A 17,435-nucleotide genomic window follows, 5' to 3' on the forward strand; every position below is an offset into this window, starting at 1 on the left:
CTCTTCGGGGCTGCTTTTGCCACTTTTCGGGTTTTCACCAAAATTTTCCGCAAACGTGGCGCAGATTACTCCCGCGGTCCGGCCGCCGGGCCGGCTGCGGGGTCAGCCGCGAGGTCAGCACAGGCGCTACTGCGCCGGGGTCCCGGAGGACGCCTCGGCGGGTGCCGGTTCCTCCGCGACGCCCATGACTTTCCTGGCGATCCGCTGCGCCGTGGCACTGTCCGGCCCGGGGGCGGGGACGAACACGGCCTCGCGGTAGTACCGCAGCTCGTCGATGGAGTCCTGGATGTCGCCGAGGGCCCGGTGGCCGCCGAGCTTGGCGGGGGACTGGAAGTAAGCCCGCGCGTACCAGCGCCGGGACAGTTCCTTGATGGTGCTCACGTCGATGACCCGGTAGTGCAGGTGCTCCACGATGTCCGGCATGTCACGGACCAGGAAGACACGGTCCGTTCCCACCGAGTTGCCGCCCAGCGGGGCCTTCTTGGGCTCCGGCACCCACTTCTTGATGTAGTCCAGGACGATGGCCTGGGCCTCCGCCATGGTCTTGCCGTGCGGGAGTTCCGCCAGCAGCCCGGAGCGGGTGTGCATGTCGCGGACGAAGTCGTTCATCTGCGCCAGCGCCGCGTCATCTGGCTTAATGACGACGTCGACCCCGTCGCCGAGGATATTGAGTTCCGAGTCCGTCACCAGCGCGGCCACCTCGATGAGGGCGTCGTTGATGGTGTCCAGGCCGGTCATTTCGCAGTCGATCCAGACGATGCGTTCATTAGATATAGGCACGCGCCCAGCCTACCGTTCCGGCACCGCAGGGCAGCCCGATGTTAGGATTTCGGGTACGCGGGCGTCGAAATTTTTTCGTTGTCGCGGCGTGCCCCGGGCCGGTTCCCACGGCTGGCAGAGCGCGCGGAAGAGCCCCACAACAGATTGGACGATCCTGAGATGACGGTGCCTGTGCCTGCGGCGGGGAAAACGGCTGCCGGCACGTCCCCGGCGGCAACCGCTGCTGAAGTGGACAATGCCCGTTCACCGCTGCTGGCGGGATTCGTCGGCTCCCTGCTGATGGCGATCGGTTCGCTCGGCGTGGGCTGGCTGGCGCCGGCTTCCGAGCTCCGCCGCATTCCGCTGTTCATCTGGATGCGTACCGAAGCCGTCGGCGTCGCCCTGTGCATTGTGCTGCTGGCCGTCGGCGGGATGCTGCTCGTCCGCGCCTGGCTCAGGCTCGGCCAGCGGGTGCGGGTCTGGGGAGCGGAGGCCCGCAAGGCCACGCTGCAGGCGGTCGTCCTGTGGGGGCTGCCCCTGATGTTCTCCGTACCGCTGTTCAGCCGCGACGTGTACGCCTATATCGGGCAGGGCCGCCTGATGGTGGAGGGCTTCAACCCGTACGAAAACGGCATCTCCGCGCTGTCGAACTATTTCCAGCTCGGGGCCGACAAGATGTGGACCGAGGCGCCGGTGCCGTACGGGCAGCTCTTCCTTTGGATCGAGCAGCTGGTCGTCTGGTCCACCAACGTGCACCCGGAAGCCAGCATCATGCTGTTCCGCCTCGCCGCGCTGGTGGGCATCGTGCTGTGCATCATCTACGTGCCCAAGCTCGCCGAACTGCACGGGGTCAACCCGCACCGCGCCCTGTGGCTGACCGCCGCCAACCCGCTCTTCCTCACCAACTTCATCGCCAGCGTCCACAACGACGCCCTCATGATCGGACTGGCCCTGGCCGGGCTGTACTACTGCGCCACCCGGCGCGTCATCCTCGGCCTGGTCCTGGTCACCCTGTCCATCTCGGTCAAGCCCATCACCATCGTCTTCCTGCCCTTCATCGGCCTCCTCTGGGCTGGAAAGAACGCCAGCTGGCCGCGGAAGTTCGTGTTCTGGGGGCTCACCGCCGGGATCAGCCTGGCCCTGCTGTACGCCATGAGCCTGGTCAACGGCTTCGGTTTCGGCTGGATCAACGGCCTCTCCGCCCCGGGCAGCATCTGGATCTGGTACGCCCCGGTCGGGCTGCTGGGCCTGGTGGTCGCTTCCATCTTCAACGCCTTCGGACTCGACGGCTGGGGGCTGGCAAAGTGGGTGTATGACGCCGGCAAGCTGCTGGCGCTCGGCATCATCGCATGGCAGATCTTCCGCGGCGACTACGACCGGCTGATCCGCCGCCTCACCCTGGCTTTCGCCTCCGTCGTCGTGCTGGCCCCGATGATCCAGTCCTGGTACGTTGTCTGGCTTATTCCGCTCTTCGCCGTCACCGGCATCCGCGACGACTGGCAAGTCAAGGCCCTGTACTTCATCGTGTCGTTCTTTATGGTGTACGCGATTTCGGACCAGCTGGAAGTGTTCCCCTACCTGCAGACAGCGGATCTCGGCCTGGCCCTCGCCCTGGCGCGTAACGCCGCCGCGATCATTGCCCTGCTCTTCGCCCTCTACCTGATCTTCCTCGACCCCAAGACAAAGCTGCTCTTCAGCAAGTCCGAGGAACCGGTCACCACCCGCCCGGTCATCTGAGTTTCCGCAGGGCTTCCCGGCGGGAGAGCGGGCTCAGTGCCTCCCCGTGCCGCGCCGCGAAGGCCCGGACCCAATCCGGATCCGTGGCGGCGTAGTCACGCAGGGCCCAGCCGATCGCCTTCCGGATAAAGAACTCGCGGTCGGCCAGGTTGGGTTCGATGACGGCCGCAAGCAGGGCAGGATCCGTCGCGGATTTGGCGCCCAACTGAGCCGTGATGGCCGCCCTCCGGATCCAGAAGTCCGCGTCCGTGCTCCAGCGGCGGAGCACGCCGGACATGTCCTCCCGGTGGCTCTGCAGCAGCTCGCAGAGCCGGTGCGAGACCCCGTCCACCAGGTCCCACCAGGCGCCGCTGCGGATGATTTCCTCGTACAGCGGCAGCATGCCCATCTCACCGGCGGCCAGCCTCAGGCCGGTGAGGTCGATGGCGGCGTAGCGCTCCTCCCGCCAGCTGGCGCCACGCCACAGCTCCAGCACGGTGGACTGCAATTCGGGGAGGGAACCGGGCGGCAGCTGTTTGGCGGCGCCCTTCACGATCCCCCGCACCTCAGGAACCCGGACGCCCAGCGAGGGCATCGCGGACTTCAGGTAGGCCTGCGCCCCCGCGGCCCGGGCCGGATCGGCGGCGGCCCGTAGCGCCGACCGGATCGCGGAGATGAGTTCACGGTTGGCCATGGGGCAACTTTAGCCACGCTCCGGCTTGGCCCTAGAGTTGAAGGCATGTCGATGATCAAGAGCCCCGCCGAGATTGCCCTGATGCGCGAAGCCGGCAGGGTGGTGGCCAATACGCTGGAACGCGTCCGGGAGGCTGCCGCCGTCGACGTGTCCCTGAAGGAACTGGACGAGCTGGCCGCGGCGACCATTGCCGGCGCCGGGGCGACGCCTGCCTTCCTGAACTACCAGCCGCGGTGGGCCTCGGTGCCCTTTCCCGGGGTGATCTGCACGTCCGTCAATGATGCCGTCGTGCACGGCATCCCCAATGACTACCGGCTCCGGGACGGCGACCTGCTGAGCGTGGACTGCGGGGCGTTCCTCGAAGGGTGGTGCGGGGACGCTGCGATCAGCTTCATCGTGGGCGCCGCCGATCCCGTGGACCAGGCCCTGATCGACGCCACCGAGGCCGCCCTGGCCCGCGGCATCGAGGCCGCCCGGATCGGGAACAAGATGGGGGACCTGGGCTACGCGATCGGCGGGGCATCCCGGCGCGCCGGCTACGGGCTGCTGGCGGACCACGGCGGCCACGGGATCGGCAGGACCATGCACGCCGAGCCGCACGTTCCCAACGACGGCCGGCCGGGCCGCGGCATCAAACTGACCGAGGGGCTGGTCATCGCGATTGAGCCGATGCTGATCCTGGGCGGCAAGGACGACTACTTCCACGACGACGACGAGTGGACCCTCCGGTCGGCCAACGGCCGCCGCGCGGCCCACAGCGAGCACACCGTGGCCATCACGAAGGACGGGCCTGTCATCCTGACCCTGCCTTAGGGCCGGTGGCGGCGCCCTGTGGCGGCGAGGGCAGGCGGACGACGGCGCGGCCGGGCACGGCGTCGCTGACGACGTCGAATCCGGCAGCCAGGAACAGGCCCAGGGTGCCGTGATAGAGGTCGGCAGGGCCGGCTTTGGGCCGTTGCGCGGGGTCGACCGGATAACCCTCCACCACCGTCGCGCCGTGGGCGAAGGCGTGCCCGACGGCGGCGGCGAGCAGCGCCCCGGCCACTCCGGTCCGCCGCTGGCCGGGGGAGACCACAAAACAGCTCACGGACCACAGCTGTTGCCCGCCGGGGTCCCGGACCGCCTCAGGGGCCGCCGCTGCCAGAACCTTCGAGCGCAGGATCCTGGGGTAGCAGCCGCGGGGCTCGACGGCGCACCAGCCGACCGGGTTCCCGCCGCGGAAGGCCAGCACCCCCGGAGCCGGGCCGCCGCCGTCGAACCTGGCCCGCAGCTGGCCTTTCCGCTGTTCCGGGGTGGACGCCGACCATTCCGTGCCGGTGAGGGCGAAGAAGCGGCACCAGCAGCGCGACGGCTCGCCGCGGACGCCAAAGAGGCGCTCGACGTCGGGCCAGTCCGCCGCCGCGGTGGTCAGGGCTCCCTGCCCGCGGGGGCCTGGATCATTCATGGAAGAGGTCAGCTCCTGCCGGTGTCAGCGCTTTCGCGTCCCCGTCCCGGCCTGGCGGCTGACGCGCTCACGATGCGCGGCGACCCGCAGCTGAATGATGCGGGCGGCTCCGGCGATGGCGACGAGCACTCCGCCGCCGACGGCAGCGATGAACAGGGCAATGCCCAGCGGAACGGAGCCTTGGAGGCCAAAGAACTTCACCTGCACGTATTCCTGGTTCTGCAGGATGAAGGCGATGAGCAGGATCAGCACCACCAGCGCGCAGGCAACCGCGGCCCAGACCATGCCGGCGCGGGTCACCTGGCGCGGTTCCGGGGCGGGCGCCGGTGTTTCGGGCCTCCCGGTCCGGGCAGGTTCCTCAATCGGCGCCGGTGCTGCGGCGGCCGGCGCCCCGGACACAAGATCTGTGCCGCCCGCCGGGACGCCCGTGGTGTAGCCCGCCTCGGCGGACCCGGCCGGGACGTCAGCCGCCTCCGGGTACTGGTCAGCCGCCCCGGGGGAGCGGGTGGGCGACGCACCGTTGGGACTGTTGGGATCGTGGGGGTCAAATCCGCGGGGTGTCTGGGTCATGGCGGCCGTACCTTTCAGTTGCGGGCAGGATGCACAGGCTGCCCCTGGTGTCCCTGCCGGTCCTCTCCATCCTAAGAGTGCCGAAGGCCGCCGGGCGGTTTTGCGCGCAGAGGGCGCGCTGCGGCAAATGGTGGGCAGCGGGTACGGGCTGTTGGCACGGTGCGGACGACGGTATAGCGTCGCAGCCAAGGGATGCCTGGTGGAGGAGGCGCTGCCGTGAGCATTATCGACAACGCGGTGTACGTGAACGGTTACCGGACCGCGGACCCGGAGAGCCTGGACGAGACGTACTTCATTCTGCGGCAGCGCCAGGGCATGGCGTGGATCGGGCTCTACCGGCCCGACGCGGAAGAGCTGCTGTCCGTGGCCCAGGAGTTCGACCTCAACCACCTGGCCGTGGACGACGCGCTCGCCGGCCATCAGCGGGCAAAGCTGGAACACTACGGCGAAACGCTCTTCCTGGTGCTGCGCCCGGCCCGCTACCTTGACGACCTGGAGAAGGTGGAGTTCGGCGAAATCCATGTCTTCCGCGGGGCCGATTTTGTGGTCACCGTCCGCCGGGCCGAATCACCGGACCTCGCCCGGGTCCGCCGCCGGATGGAATCCCAGCCTGAGTTCCTGGCGCTCGGTCCGGACGCAGTGCTCTACGCGATCCTGGACCAGGTCGTGGATGAGTACGAGCCGGTCGCGGCCGGCCTGGAAAACGACGTCGACGAAATCGAGGACGAGTTGTTCGCCGCCGACCCGGGCGTGTCCCGCCGGATCTACGAACTCTCCCGCCAGGTCATTATGTTCCAGCGGGCGACGGCGCCTCTGACCATGATCCTGCAGTCACTGATGGCCGAAGCCCCGGACCACCAGCCCCGCCCCGAGTTGCAGGACCACTACCGGGACGTCCTGGACCATGTGTTGCGGCTCAGTGAGCGGGTCGCGGCCTTCCGCGCCCTGCTGCAAAACGCCCTCGCGGTCAACGCGGCACTCGTGGCCCAGCGGCAGAACGACGAGATGCGCCTGCTGACGGAGTCGAGCTACGCCCAGAACGAGCAGGTAAAACGGATCTCCGCATGGGCGGCCATCCTGTTCGCACCGACGCTGATCGGCACCATCTATGGAATGAATTTCCGCAGCATGCCCGAACTGGACTGGGTCTTCGGCTACCCGATGGCGCTGGGACTGATGATCGGGATGGGCGGCTTGCTCTATTGGACGTTCAAGCGCAACAAGTGGATCTAGTCCGTCGCTGCGTGGGTGCGCACGGGCCGGTAGGGATCGCGGTTCTGGCCTGCGGAAAGTCCGGCAGGCCAGAACCGCGCTCTGGTGCCCCAGGAGGGAATCGAACCCCCGACCGGCGGATTAGAAGGCCGCTGCTCTATCCCCTGAGCTACTGGGGCACGTCGGCGAACCAGCCCGGCTGCTGCCGGGGGACGCCTCAAAAAGTTTACCGTGCCCTGCGGGGGTCCGCTGTCAGCAACACCCGGCCGCGCTGAAACACCCGGCCGCGCCGAAACACCCGGCCGTTCCGACACGTGGAAGCCCGTTCAGAAACTGGCCCTGCCCGTCGGCACGGGCCGGGTTATCCACATGGCGCATCTGCCCCCTCGCGGACGGTCGTCCCTGGCGCGAAGCTGAAAGAGCCTGCTAGGGCACGACATTTCGAGACAGGACATGAGCATGAGCGACAGCATCACGGTTCGTGGCTTCGTTGCCACGGAGCCCAAGAGTTCGACGACGCCCGGCGGTGTGGCGACGGCGAACTTCCGGCTGGGTTCCACCGAACGGCGCTACGACCGCGCCACGAACGCCTGGATTGACGGGAACACCAACTGGTTCAGGGTCCAGGGGTACCGGCAATTGGCCGGAAACATCGGTTGCAGCGTCAAGAAGGGCCAGAAGGTCATCGTCGTCGGACGGCTCAAGTTGAGGAGCTGGGAACATGACGGCCGGATCTATCACTCGGCTGAAATCGACGCCGACTCCGTCGGTCACGACCTCACATGGGGTTCCGCCAACTTCATCCGCACGGCCGCCAGCGGTCCGCAGGCCGCTGCCGGACCGTCGGGCCTGGCGGCGCTCCCGCCGGACGGCAACCGCGAGGAGGGCGACCAGGACTACGACCGGGACTACAACGAGAACAACGACGACGACGTGCCCGCCGCCCGCGGTGTCTTCGTCGACGACATCAGCGGCGAAGAAGAGGAGCTCGATGAGGAAACCGGTGAACTGAAAGGGGCGGCCGCCTGACCGGGCAGCGCCGGCGCCACACCTCGTGGGGCCGGCACCGGGCCGCGGCAGGTGGTGGATGCCGACGGCATGAATGTGAGTTATCCCGGCGGAACCACTAGATTTGTAGGCATGGCGGAATTTATCTACACAATGACCAAGGCCCGCAAGGCCGTTGGCGAAAAACTCATCCTCGATGACGTAAGCATGTCCTTCTTCCCGGGGGCCAAGATTGGCGTCGTCGGCCCGAATGGTGCAGGTAAGTCCACCATTCTCAAGATCATGGCCGGACTGGACACTCCCTCCAACGGTGAGGCCCGGCTCAGCCCCGGCTACACGGTCGGCATCCTGCTGCAGGAACCGCCGCTGAACGAAGACAAGACCGTCCTGGGCAACGTCCAGGAAGGTGTCGGCGAGATCATCGGCAAGATCCAGCGCTTCAACGCGATCTCCGAAGAGATGGCCAGCCCCGACGCTGACTACGATGTCCTCCTTGAGGAAATGGGTCAACTGCAGGAAGCGATCGACGCCGCCGATGCCTGGGACCTCGACTCCCAGCTCGAGCAGGCCATGGACGCCCTCCGCTGCCCGCCGCCGGAAGCGGACGTCACCCTGCTCTCCGGTGGTGAGCGCCGCCGCGTCGCCCTCTGCAAGCTCCTGCTCCAGAAGCCGGACCTGCTGCTCCTCGACGAACCCACCAACCACCTCGACGCCGAGAGCGTGCTCTGGCTCGAGCAGCACCTCTCCAACTACCCCGGCGCTGTCCTCGCCGTCACCCACGACCGGTACTTCCTCGACCACGTGGCCGAGTGGATCGCCGAAGTGGACCGCGGACACCTGTACCCCTACGAGGGCAACTACTCCACGTACCTCGAGAAGAAGCGCGCCCGCCTGGAAGTCCAGGGTAAGAAGGACGCCAAGCAGGCCAAGCGCCTCACCGAGGAACTCGAGTGGGTCCGTTCCAACGCCAAGGGCCGCCAGACCAAGTCCAAGGCCCGCCTGGCCCGGTACGAGGAAATGGCCGCCGAAGCCGACCGCACCCGCAAGCTGGACTTCGAAGAGATCCAGATCCCGCCGGGACCGCGCCTGGGCGGCCTCGTCCTGGAGGCGAAGAACCTGCAGAAGGGCTTCGAGGACCGCACCCTGATCGACGGGCTGTCCTTCACCCTGCCGCGCAACGGCATCGTCGGCGTCATCGGCCCCAACGGCGTCGGCAAGACCACCCTGTTCAAGACCATCGTCGGGCTTGAGCCCCTCGACGGCGGCGAGTTGAAGATCGGTGACTCCGTCAAGATCTCCTACGCCGACCAGAGCCGCGGCGGCATCGACCCGAACAAGACCCTCTGGGAAGTTGTCTCGGACGGTCTGGACTACATCCAGGTCGGCCACGTCGAAATGCCCTCCCGCGCCTACGTCGCCGCTTTCGGCTTCAAGGGCCCGGACCAGCAGAAGAAGGCCGGGGTGCTCTCCGGTGGTGAGCGCAACCGCCTGAACCTCGCACTGACCCTCAAACAGGGCGGAAACCTGCTGCTCCTCGATGAGCCCACTAACGACCTCGACGTCGAAACGCTCAGCAGCCTCGAAAACGCCCTGCTCGAATTCCCGGGCTGCGCCGTCGTGGTCTCGCACGACCGCTGGTTCCTGGACCGGGTGGCCACCCACATCCTCGCCTACGAAGGCGACGAGGAGAACCCCTCGAAGTGGTACTGGTTCGAGGGCAACTTCGAATCCTACGAGGAGAACAAGGTCGAGCGCCTGGGCCCGGATGCAGCCAAGCCGCACCGCGTGACCCACCGCCGCCTCACCCGCGACTAAGCCCGCAAGGCACCACGCGGAACAGAAAAGGCCGGCTCCCCACTGGGGGAGCCGGCCTTTGGCCTGTCACCTGCAGGCAGGATCCGCGGCGGACGGGATCAGGCGCGGTGGATCAGGCTGCAGTGGATCAGGCGCGTTCGGCCTTGCGCATCTGGTGCTGCAGGACCTTGGACTGGACGGCGCCCCTGACCTTGTTCTTGAGGTCCGTCGGAACCCGGATCATGCCCTCCTGCGCCACGGTGGCCACATGCAGTCCGTCACGGCTGAAGATCCTGCCGGTCGCCAGCCCCCGGGCGCCCTGGGCGCTGGGAGATTCCTGCACGTACAGCAGCCACTCGTCCACCCGGACCGGCCGGTGCCACCACATGGCGTGGTCCAGGCTCGCCACCGACATGCCCGGGGTAATCCAGCTCATCCCGTGCTTGCGGAGGATCGACTCCAGGATGGTGTAGTCGCTGGCATAGGCCAGGGCGGCGCGGTGCAGTTCCGGATCGTCCGGCATGGGCCCGAACGTCTTCATCCAGACGGCATTGCGCGGTTCCTTGTCGCCCTTGGCCGAGACGTACAGGGCCGGGTCGACGTGCCGGATGTCGAAGGGCCGCTCGTAGGCCCAGTGACGGGCCACGGGGTGGTCGTACTTACCCAGCAGGTCCGCCGTGCTGGGCAGCGACTCCGGCCCGGGGATGCCGGCCGGCATCTCGGACTGGTGCTCAATTCCCTCGTCCTCGTCCTGGAACGAGGCGATCATCGACAGGATGGGCATGCCCTCCTGGTACGCGTGGACACGCCGCGCCGAAAACGAGCGGCCGTCCCGGAGCCGCTGGACACCGAAGGTGATCGGCTTGTTGGCGTCCCCCGGGCGCAGGAAGTATCCGTGCATCGAATGCACGCCCCGCCCCTCGGGAACCGTCCGGCTCCCGGCGATCAACGACTGGGCAAGCACCTGGCCTCCGAACACGCGGTGCCGGGGCTGCTGCTGCGAGGGACCCATAAAGATGTCCTCATCCGTCCGGGCACCCTCCAGCTCACCGAGGTTCAACAGTTGGAGGAGCGAGGAGGTGGGGTCCTGTGTCGGCGGTCCCTGCAATCCGGCTTCGGCTTCAGTCATGGTTCGACTCTAGACGTCACTCCGGCACCGCCCCAAAGAGGCACAGCCGGTAGAGTCGATATTGTGTCTGACGTCCTAACCCAGCCCCTGCAGTTCACCGATCCCCGCGACCTCGCCGATCTGCGCACCTTCGCCACCCGTGCCAGGTCCATCGACGACGGCGCCATCCGTCTTCAGGCGTCCGGCCCGGTGCTCGCCGCCTACGTGTGTGTGCTGCGGCCGCGGCTGCTGGGGGAATCGACACCGACGATCCTCGGGCTGCGGACCATGGCCCTGGCGCAGCCGGCGGACACGGATGTCACCGTTCCGATCTCGGCGGTGCTGGACCGGCTGGCCCGCGCGGGGGAGAACGACGTCGAGCTGCCGCTGCCGCCGGTGACCGTCACCGAATCCTGGGCCGGGGTAGGTGCGCCCCGCACCGGGTGGGAAGCCGTGGCGACGCTGCAGGACGCCGCGCTGCGCCGGTCCGCCGAAGCCGGCATTACCGAGATCGCCGCCATCATCCCGGACAAACCCGGAGCCCTGATCGTCAACAACGCCCGCGCCGCGGTCTGGGGACGGGAGCTGCCGGGCGCCGCCGGGCTTCCGCTGGGCGCCGCCTTCGCGGCCCTCACCCTCGGCTTCCTCGCCGACGGCGAGCAGCAGCTCTACCGGGCCGGTCGCTGGTTCCGGCTCAGCGGGGCCCGCGGGCACGTCCTGGCCCGCACCGGTTCGGGTCTTTAGGTCCTTCGGCAGCGGCGGCCGGCCTGATTGACTGGGCGCATGGGCGGCGTATCGGTGCTGGATCCCCCGGTCGGGCGACACCTCGGCCTCAATGATGCGCTGCATCCTGACCGCAGCTGGGTCCGCATGCTCCGCTTCGCGGTCGGCGCCTTTGTGCTCGTCGCCCTCGCCCAAAGACATACGACGCGACGCTCCCGGGCAGCGACGTGGACATTTTCCAGCTCTATTCGGAATTCACGGTCCAGTCCAACCTCGTCCTCGGGGTCGTGCTCATCGCATCCGCCGCCCGGCCCCGGACCCGGCTGCCGGCGTGGTGGGACCACCTGTTCGGCGCGCTGGTCTTCTATCTGGTGATGACCGGCATCATCTACGCGGTGCTGGTGGCCCCGCCGGACGAGCCCTGGTGGAGCTGGGACATGTACTGGCCCCAGCTGGCGCACCACCGGCTCGCTCCGCTGTTCGTCACGCTCGACAGGTGCTCGTCGCGTTCCTCGTGATCGCCGTCCTCGTGCATGCCGCCGGCAACGGGCGCGCCGCGCTGGCCGCGGGGCACGGGCGGCGCTGATCGCGGGCCCGCAAGGAACGCGGCGCCCTCCGGACCGGTCTCAGGCTCCGGAGGGGCTGTTCACCATGGAGAGGGCCGCCCGCTCCATGTAGTCCCAGAGCGTCCCCTCGTGCAGCGGGGGCAGCTCCAGGGCATCCACGGCGGTGCGCATGTGGAACAGCCACCGTTCCTTGGCCTCCGGGGTGACCCGGAAGGGCATGTGGCGCATCCTCAGCCTCGGGTGGCCGCGCTCCGCGCCGTACGTCGTCGGGCCGCCCCAGTACTGCTCCAGGAACATCAGGAAGCGCCGCTTGGCGGGGCCGAGGTCCTCCTCCGGATACATCGGCCGCAGCAGCGGATCAGTCGCCACGCCGTCGTAGAACACGTCGACGAGCTTCACGAAAGTCTCGTGGCCGCCGACGGCGTCGTAGAAGTTGTCCGTGTAGCCGGGCTGGGTGAACGGGTCGTTCTGCAGCAGCTGCTTGGGCTGGCGGGGTTCGCCGGCGCTGGGAATCGTCATGGTTCTATTCTCCGGCCTTCTGCTGGGGTGCGCTGTCGGCCTCGTCCGCCGGCGGCGTGACGGGCGGAATGTACGTGCCCTGGGAACGGTTGCCCACCCGCAGAATTTCGCCGTTGCGGAGGTACCAGATGGCGCCGTCCTCCGCCCGGACCCGGGTGATCCGCAGGTTCATGGCCTCGACCGTGCCCACGACCTCGGAGGTCTCGATGATGTCGCCGATCCCGTACTGGTCCTCGATGGTGATGAAGATACCGGCCAGGAAGTCGCGGATCAGCTGCTGGGCGCCGAAGCCGATGGCGATACCGAGGATTCCGACGCTGGTCAGGATCGGCGCCACATCCACGTTCAGGTTCTTGAGCACGTACACGCTGGTGAGGACGGCCACCAGCACGCCCACCACGCTGCTGAGCAGGGCACCGATGGTGTTGGCCCGCTGGACCCGGCGCTCGTGGTCCAGGGCACGGAAGGCAGGAGCCACCCAGCGGAAGTGCGGCTTCTTGAACAGGGTGCTGCCCGCGGCGACGCGCTTGGTGATTCCGGCGATCACGAAGGACGCGATCAGCCACACGGCGACGCCGACCCCCAGGCTGATGAGGACACCCGGGACGTTGATGGCCGAGATATCCGGAGCGGCGATGGGGTCGGTCGTGGTCATGCTGTACATCGGCGGGGGTACTCCTTGTTTCTGCGTGTCTGCTGCCGGCCGGTATCGCCGGGCAATGCGTCATGGGAGGCGGCCGGCGTTCGCCGGGCGCATCACGCTCTGGTCTCATTCAACACTAGCGCCGTAGCGTGGCCACATGCGCATCGGACCCCGGCCGGCCGATGCCATTGCATCCCGCGCGGATGCCTAGGAATGATGAAGGTCCTGGTGCAACTGTATCCACATGGATGCTCCGGAAGGGCTTTGCCGGCACCAGGGGCCGGGCTTGTAGTTTTCAGGCGGCGGAGCGCAGTGAGGGATGGTGAAACCGTGCCTGGCAGTGCGGTCAAAAGGTTCCGAGGGCTGCTGGTCGGCCTCGACGTATCGGTCCTGGCGTTCGGGGGCGTGGTGCCCGCGCACGCACCGGATCCTGTCACGGAGCTGCATGTTTTTCTCGCGGCGGGACAGTCGAACATGGCCGGGTGGGGGCTCCCAGTCGGGGGCGACCGCGATCCGGCGGATCCACGAATGTTTCAGTACGGGTCCAAGGCCCGCACACTGAGGCCCGCTACCGCCCCCCTGGACATGCACGACACGCCACCCGGACTGTCCCCGGCCACAACGCTGGCCCGTGAGTACCTGAAAACCCAGGCCGGCAACGTTGGCGTTCTCATTATTCCGGCAGCTCATAGCGGCACCGCTTTCACCAGCGCCGCGAATACTCTCACCTGGTCTGTCGGTAGCGCCTCGGCTCCGGAATTCGATCTCTCCACGCTGGCGGTCACGCAGACGCGCGACGGAATCGCAGCGGCGAGCGCTGCAGGCCTGCACGTTGAGCTCAAGGGGATCCTTTGGCTGCAGGGCGAAAGCAACTCGTCCATGTCCACCTCCGAATACAGCACGAGGCTGGACGAGCTCATTGCGTTTTTCCGGTCCCGTCTGGCCGCGCCGACGCTTCCTTTCGTCGTGGGGGGCATGACGCCGGAGGGCATCGCGGACACGCCGTCCCGAGCCAACGTGGACCGGTCGCACCGCGAAACCCCCGCACGGGTCCCGTCCTCGGGATTTGCGCCGCCCATGACCGGCGGCGTGAATGTGGATGACAGGATCCACTTCTCCCGGGCAGGCGTTGAATTCCTGGGCAAGACCTACCTTGCCGGGTACTGGGCAGCTGTTGCGGCCGGTGGGAGCACCAGCCCTCCGGGAGCAGATGGCGGCGGCAATCCCGCTGCGGCCGGCACGGCCATCCGGGCGGCCCCGGTTGCAAACCCCGGTCTGGGCCAGGCCGCTGCGCCCAGCGCGTGTGGCCTGCCTCAGGACGGCGCGATGGTCGGGTCCCCGCCCCGGGCGCCATAATCCGCTAGCCGCGCGGCAACCCGTCGACCTCCACCACCACGGTGGGGTGGTGGAGGACCGGAAAGTTGACGCTGCGGGCGATGAAACAGACCCTGTTCGCCTCGGCGTGCAGCTCCTCCAGGAGCCCGGCGTCCGGCAGCTCCCCGGCGGCCGGGGCCGCTACCGTCACCTGAGGCCGCAGCGTGACCGATTCGAACTGTCCGCTGCCGTCCCGGTTGGTCCGCATCAGCCCCTCGGCCCGGTCCTCATACCCCGTGACCACCACCCCGCGCTTCACCGCCACGTGCAGGAACGACAGCATGTGGCACTGGCACAGGGCGGCCAGCAGCAGCTGCTCCGGGTTGTAGCGGGTGCGGTCGCCGTGGAACGTCGGATCCGCGGAACCGTGCAGCACGGGCAGCCCGGGGATCTCGATGTCGTGGTCGCGTGAATAGCCGCGGTAGGACGCCGTCCCCTCGCCCAGGTTCCCGGTCCAGCGGACTGTCAGCGCATAGCGGTGCTCGTCGAGGCTCATGGCTTCAGCCTAGGACACACCCCCGCCCAAGTAGCTGGCAGCAAAGGCCGTTCCGGGCGTTCAGAACGGCCTTTGCCGCGACCTACATGGGCTGTGGGCCCGATGGGCGGGGTTCCGGGAACGGACGCCTTAGTCGACGTCGGCCTGGCGGGCGCGCAGCGCGCGGGCCACGCCGTCGCGGTTCTCCAGCATCATCCGCCGCAGAGCCGCGCCGTCCTCCGGCAGCGCGGCCAGGAACTCGTCCGTGCGGTCCACGGTCGCCTGCGTGGTCAGCTGCGCCGGGTAGAGCCCGACGACGATCTGCTGGGCCAGCGCGTGCGTGCGTTCCTTGACGATGCCCGGGACCGCGTCGAAGTACTTCTCCGCGTACGGCTCCAGCAGGGAGGTGTCCAGCACCCGGGTGAAGCCGCTGACGGCTGAGCCCTGAAGCGCATTGGACAGCTCGCCCTTGACCACAATCGAGTCCCAGGCCGCCGCCTTGGCCTCGGCCGTCGGGATGGCGGCCTGGGCGAGGGCCGCCGCGTTCTGCCCGGTGGCGGTGTTGTCGTGCGCCAGTTCGGCGTCGATCTGCTCCTGTCCGGCGCGGCCGCCGGCGACGAGGGAGGTGATCAGTTCCCAGCGCAGGTCCTGGTCCACGGTGAGGCCCTCCAACGTCAGGCCGCCCTCCAGCAGGCCGGAGACGGTGTCCAGCTGTCCGGCGCTGCGGGCCAGCAGGGCATAGGACTTGACGAACTGCAGCTGCGCGTCGGAGCCTGCCGGGACGCCGGACGCGAGCTCCCAGAGCCGGTCGACGGTGGCCACCGCGGTGGCCTCTTTGTGGTCCGGAGCCACATAGAAATTCAGTGTCGTCGCGAGCTGGCGCAGCTGGACCTGGATAACCGAGGAGTCGGATTCCTCGGCGATGTTGGCCAGGATGAGTTCCACGTAGCGGCGGGCCGGGGTTTCGCCGTCCCGGGCCGCGTCCCAGGCCGAACCCCACACCAGGGTCCGGGGAAGGCTCTGGCTGAAGTCCTTGAGGTGGGCCGTGGCCGTGGCGAGGGACTTCGGGTCGAGGCGGACCTTGGCGTAGGCGAGGTCGTCGTCGTTGAGCAGGATCAGGTCCGGCTGGGCCCGCCCGGCCAGCGCCGGCACCTCGGTGCGTCCGCCGGCGACGTCGAGCTCCTCGCGGTGGACCCGTTCCAGCTTCCCGGCGGCGGTGAGGTTGTAGAAGCCGACCGCGAGCCGGTGGGGGCGGATGGTGGGCTGGGACTCGGTGGCGGACTGCAGGATCACGAAGGAGGAGATCGTCCCGTCGTCACCCACGGCGAGTTCGGACTTGAGCGTGTTGACGCCGGCGGTCTCCAGCCAGAGCTGGCCCCACTGGTCCAGGTCCCGGCCGCTGGCCTTTTCCAGCTCGGCCATCAGGTCGCTGAGCTCGGTGTTCTGCCAGGCGTGCTTGCGGAAGTACTCCCGGACACCGGCCATGAACTCCTCCGGCCCCACCCACGCCACCAGCTGGCGGAGCACCGAGGCGCCCTTGGCATAGGTGATGCCGTCGAAGTTGACCTCGACGTCCTCCAGGTCGTTGATCTCGGCGAAGATCGGGTGGGTGGTGGGCAGCTGGTCCTGGCGGTAGGCCCAGGACTTCTCCACCGAGGCGAAGGTGGTCCAGGCGCGGTCGAACCTGGTGTTTTCCACGGCGGCCAGGTGGGACATGTACTCGGCGAAGGACTCGTTGAGCCAGAGGTCGTTCCACCAGCGCATCGTCACGAGGTCCCCGAACCACATGTGGGCGAGCTCGTGGAGCACGGTGATGGCGCGCCGCTCCACCTGGGCGTCCGTGACCTTGCTGCGGAAGATGTAGCCTTCCAGGATGGTCACGGCCCCGGCGTTTTCCATGGCGCCGGCGTTGAACTCCGGCACGAAGAGCTGGTCGTATTTCTCGAACGGGTACGGGCAGCCGAACTGCGCCTCGAAGAACTCAAAGCCCTGGCGGGTGAGCTCAAAGATGTTGTCGGCGTCGAGATACTGCATCAGGGACTTGCGGGCGAAGATGCCCAGCGGGGTGACCTTCCCGTCGGCGGAGACCACTTCGCTGCGCACGGACTGGTACGGGCCCGCGATCAGGGCCGTGACGTAGGAGGAGAGCCGCGGCGTGGGCGTGAATTCCCAGACGGAGCGGGCGCCGCCGTCGGTGCCGGGGATGGTCTCGACCGGCGCCGGGGTGGGGGAGTTGGAGACGATGTCCCAGTGCGAGGGGGCAATGACCGTGAACGTGAAGCTGGCCTTGAGGTCGGGCTGCTCAAAAACGGCGAACATCCGCCGGGAATCCGGCACCTCGAACTGCGTGTAGAGGTAGACCTCGTGGTCCACCGGGTCCACGAAGCGGTGCAGGCCCTCACCCGTGTTCATGTACGGGGCCTCGGCGACGACGAGCAGCTCGTTGTCCGCCGCCAGATCCGGCAGCTGGATGCGGATCCCGTCGGACACCTCGGCAGGGTCCAGCTCACGACCGTTCAGGGTCACACTCTGCACGGCGTCGGTGACGGCGTCGATGAACGTCGAGGACCCCGGCCGGGCCGTGAACTTCACGGCGGTGGTGGCGCCGAAGACTTTTTCCCCGCGGGTCAGGTCAAGCTCGACCTCGTAGGCGTCGACGGTGATCAGTTCGGCGCGCTCGCGTGCTTCGGCGCGCGTCAGGTTCATTCCGGGCAAAGTGGGGCCTCCAGGGATGCGTGGGGATGGGAGAACTCGTTACTGTGAAATCATTCTTTCACTTGTTAGGCGCTTGGCAAGTTGCCTGGGTCACACCACAGTACTAAGGCCGAAT

General features: G+C 67.9%; 17 protein-coding genes and 1 tRNA gene. 8 read left to right on the forward strand and 10 right to left on the reverse strand.

Annotated features, from left to right (window positions below; genetic code table 11):
* Positions 1-126: 126 nt before the first annotated feature.
* Positions 127-780: an oligoribonuclease gene (orn, locus tag J2W14_RS11980; protein WP_307462657.1), complete on the reverse strand. Its 654-nt coding sequence runs from the start codon at positions 778-780 to the stop codon at positions 127-129.
* A 159-nt stretch (positions 781-939) separates the two neighbouring features.
* On the opposite strand from orn, the gene mptB reads away from it, so the two are divergent.
* On the forward strand, positions 940-2,496 hold the full coding sequence (gene mptB, locus J2W14_RS11985) for a polyprenol phosphomannose-dependent alpha 1,6 mannosyltransferase MptB (protein WP_307462658.1): 1,557 nt from the start codon (positions 940-942) through the stop codon (positions 2,494-2,496).
* On the opposite strand, the gene J2W14_RS11990 is transcribed toward mptB, so the two are convergent.
* Complete coding sequence (locus tag J2W14_RS11990; RefSeq protein WP_307462660.1) at positions 2,489-3,169, reverse strand: DNA alkylation repair protein; 681 nt, start codon at positions 3,167-3,169, stop codon at positions 2,489-2,491. The genes mptB and J2W14_RS11990 overlap by 8 nt on opposite strands.
* 45 nt (positions 3,170-3,214) lie before the next feature.
* On the opposite strand from J2W14_RS11990, the gene map reads away from it, so the two are divergent.
* Positions 3,215-3,982 carry a type I methionyl aminopeptidase gene (gene map / locus J2W14_RS11995; protein WP_307462661.1) on the forward strand — a complete coding sequence of 256 codons (768 nt, stop codon included), beginning with the start codon at positions 3,215-3,217 and terminating at the stop codon, positions 3,980-3,982.
* Here map and J2W14_RS12000 read toward each other — a convergent pair.
* Both J2W14_RS12000 and J2W14_RS12005 read right to left on the reverse strand, forming a co-directional pair.
* Positions 3,963-4,613, reverse strand: coding sequence for a GNAT family N-acetyltransferase (locus J2W14_RS12000; protein ID WP_307462663.1), 651 nt, complete (start codon positions 4,611-4,613; stop codon positions 3,963-3,965). The genes map and J2W14_RS12000 overlap by 20 nt on opposite strands.
* A 24-nt stretch (positions 4,614-4,637) precedes the next feature.
* Entirely contained in the window at positions 4,638-5,183 is a 546-nt protein-coding gene (locus tag J2W14_RS12005; RefSeq protein ID WP_307462665.1) for a LapA family protein, read from the reverse strand.
* 216 nt (positions 5,184-5,399) lie between these two features.
* Here J2W14_RS12005 and J2W14_RS12010 point away from each other — a divergent pair, with 216 nt between their 5' ends.
* The gene (locus J2W14_RS12010; RefSeq protein ID WP_307462667.1) at positions 5,400-6,416 is read left to right on the forward strand and encodes a magnesium and cobalt transport protein CorA; all 1,017 of its coding nucleotides are present in this window, start codon (positions 5,400-5,402) and stop codon (positions 6,414-6,416) included.
* An 82-nt stretch (positions 6,417-6,498) separates the two neighbouring features.
* Here J2W14_RS12010 and J2W14_RS12015 read toward each other — a convergent pair.
* Positions 6,499-6,574: transfer RNA gene (locus J2W14_RS12015), tRNA-Arg, on the reverse strand.
* Positions 6,575-6,854: 280 nt separating this feature from the next.
* Here J2W14_RS12015 and ssb point away from each other — a divergent pair.
* On the forward strand, positions 6,855-7,424 hold the full coding sequence (ssb, locus tag J2W14_RS12020; protein WP_307462669.1) for a single-stranded DNA-binding protein: 570 nt from the start codon (positions 6,855-6,857) through the stop codon (positions 7,422-7,424).
* Positions 7,425-7,535: 111 nt separating this feature from the next.
* Entirely contained in the window at positions 7,536-9,218 is a 1,683-nt protein-coding gene (gene ettA / locus J2W14_RS12025) for an energy-dependent translational throttle protein EttA (RefSeq protein ID WP_307462670.1), read from the forward strand.
* A 127-nt stretch (positions 9,219-9,345) separates the two neighbouring features.
* Here ettA and J2W14_RS12030 read toward each other — a convergent pair whose 3' ends face one another.
* Positions 9,346-10,326, reverse strand: a complete 981-nt coding sequence (locus J2W14_RS12030; protein ID WP_307462672.1) for an acyl-CoA thioesterase — start codon at positions 10,324-10,326, stop codon at positions 9,346-9,348.
* 63 nt (positions 10,327-10,389) lie between these two features.
* On the opposite strand from J2W14_RS12030, the gene J2W14_RS12035 reads away from it, so the two are divergent.
* Entirely contained in the window at positions 10,390-11,049 is a 660-nt protein-coding gene (locus tag J2W14_RS12035; protein WP_307462673.1) for a hypothetical protein, read from the forward strand.
* A gap of 206 nt (positions 11,050-11,255) precedes the next feature.
* The gene (locus J2W14_RS12040) at positions 11,256-11,546 is read left to right on the forward strand and encodes a hypothetical protein (RefSeq protein ID WP_307462675.1); all 291 of its coding nucleotides are present in this window, start codon (positions 11,256-11,258) and stop codon (positions 11,544-11,546) included.
* Between the two features lie 108 nt (positions 11,547-11,654).
* Here the strand turns inward: J2W14_RS12040 and J2W14_RS12045 are convergent, their stop codons facing one another.
* Positions 11,655-12,113 carry a globin gene (locus J2W14_RS12045; RefSeq protein WP_307462677.1) on the reverse strand — a complete coding sequence of 153 codons (459 nt, stop codon included), beginning with the start codon at positions 12,111-12,113 and terminating at the stop codon, positions 11,655-11,657.
* A 4-nt stretch (positions 12,114-12,117) separates the two neighbouring features.
* Positions 12,118-12,777 carry a mechanosensitive ion channel family protein gene (locus J2W14_RS12050; protein ID WP_307462680.1) on the reverse strand — a complete coding sequence of 220 codons (660 nt, stop codon included), beginning with the start codon at positions 12,775-12,777 and terminating at the stop codon, positions 12,118-12,120.
* Between the two features lie 195 nt (positions 12,778-12,972).
* Here J2W14_RS12050 and J2W14_RS12055 point away from each other — a divergent pair, with 195 nt between their 5' ends.
* On the forward strand, positions 12,973-14,112 hold the full coding sequence (locus J2W14_RS12055; protein ID WP_307462832.1) for a sialate O-acetylesterase: 1,140 nt from the start codon (positions 12,973-12,975) through the stop codon (positions 14,110-14,112).
* A 4-nt stretch (positions 14,113-14,116) separates the two neighbouring features.
* Here J2W14_RS12055 and J2W14_RS12060 read toward each other — a convergent pair whose 3' ends face one another.
* Together J2W14_RS12060 and pepN are read right to left on the reverse strand one after the other, a co-directional pair.
* The gene (locus tag J2W14_RS12060; RefSeq protein ID WP_307462682.1) at positions 14,117-14,626 is read right to left on the reverse strand and encodes an OsmC family protein; all 510 of its coding nucleotides are present in this window, start codon (positions 14,624-14,626) and stop codon (positions 14,117-14,119) included.
* 129 nt (positions 14,627-14,755) lie between these two features.
* The gene (gene pepN, locus J2W14_RS12065) at positions 14,756-17,311 is read right to left on the reverse strand and encodes an aminopeptidase N (protein ID WP_307462684.1); all 2,556 of its coding nucleotides are present in this window, start codon (positions 17,309-17,311) and stop codon (positions 14,756-14,758) included.
* Positions 17,312-17,435: the final 124 nt, after the last annotated feature.

The organism is Pseudarthrobacter oxydans, assembly GCF_030812335.1.
Lineage (GTDB): Bacteria > Actinomycetota > Actinomycetes > Actinomycetales > Micrococcaceae > Arthrobacter > Arthrobacter oxydans_B.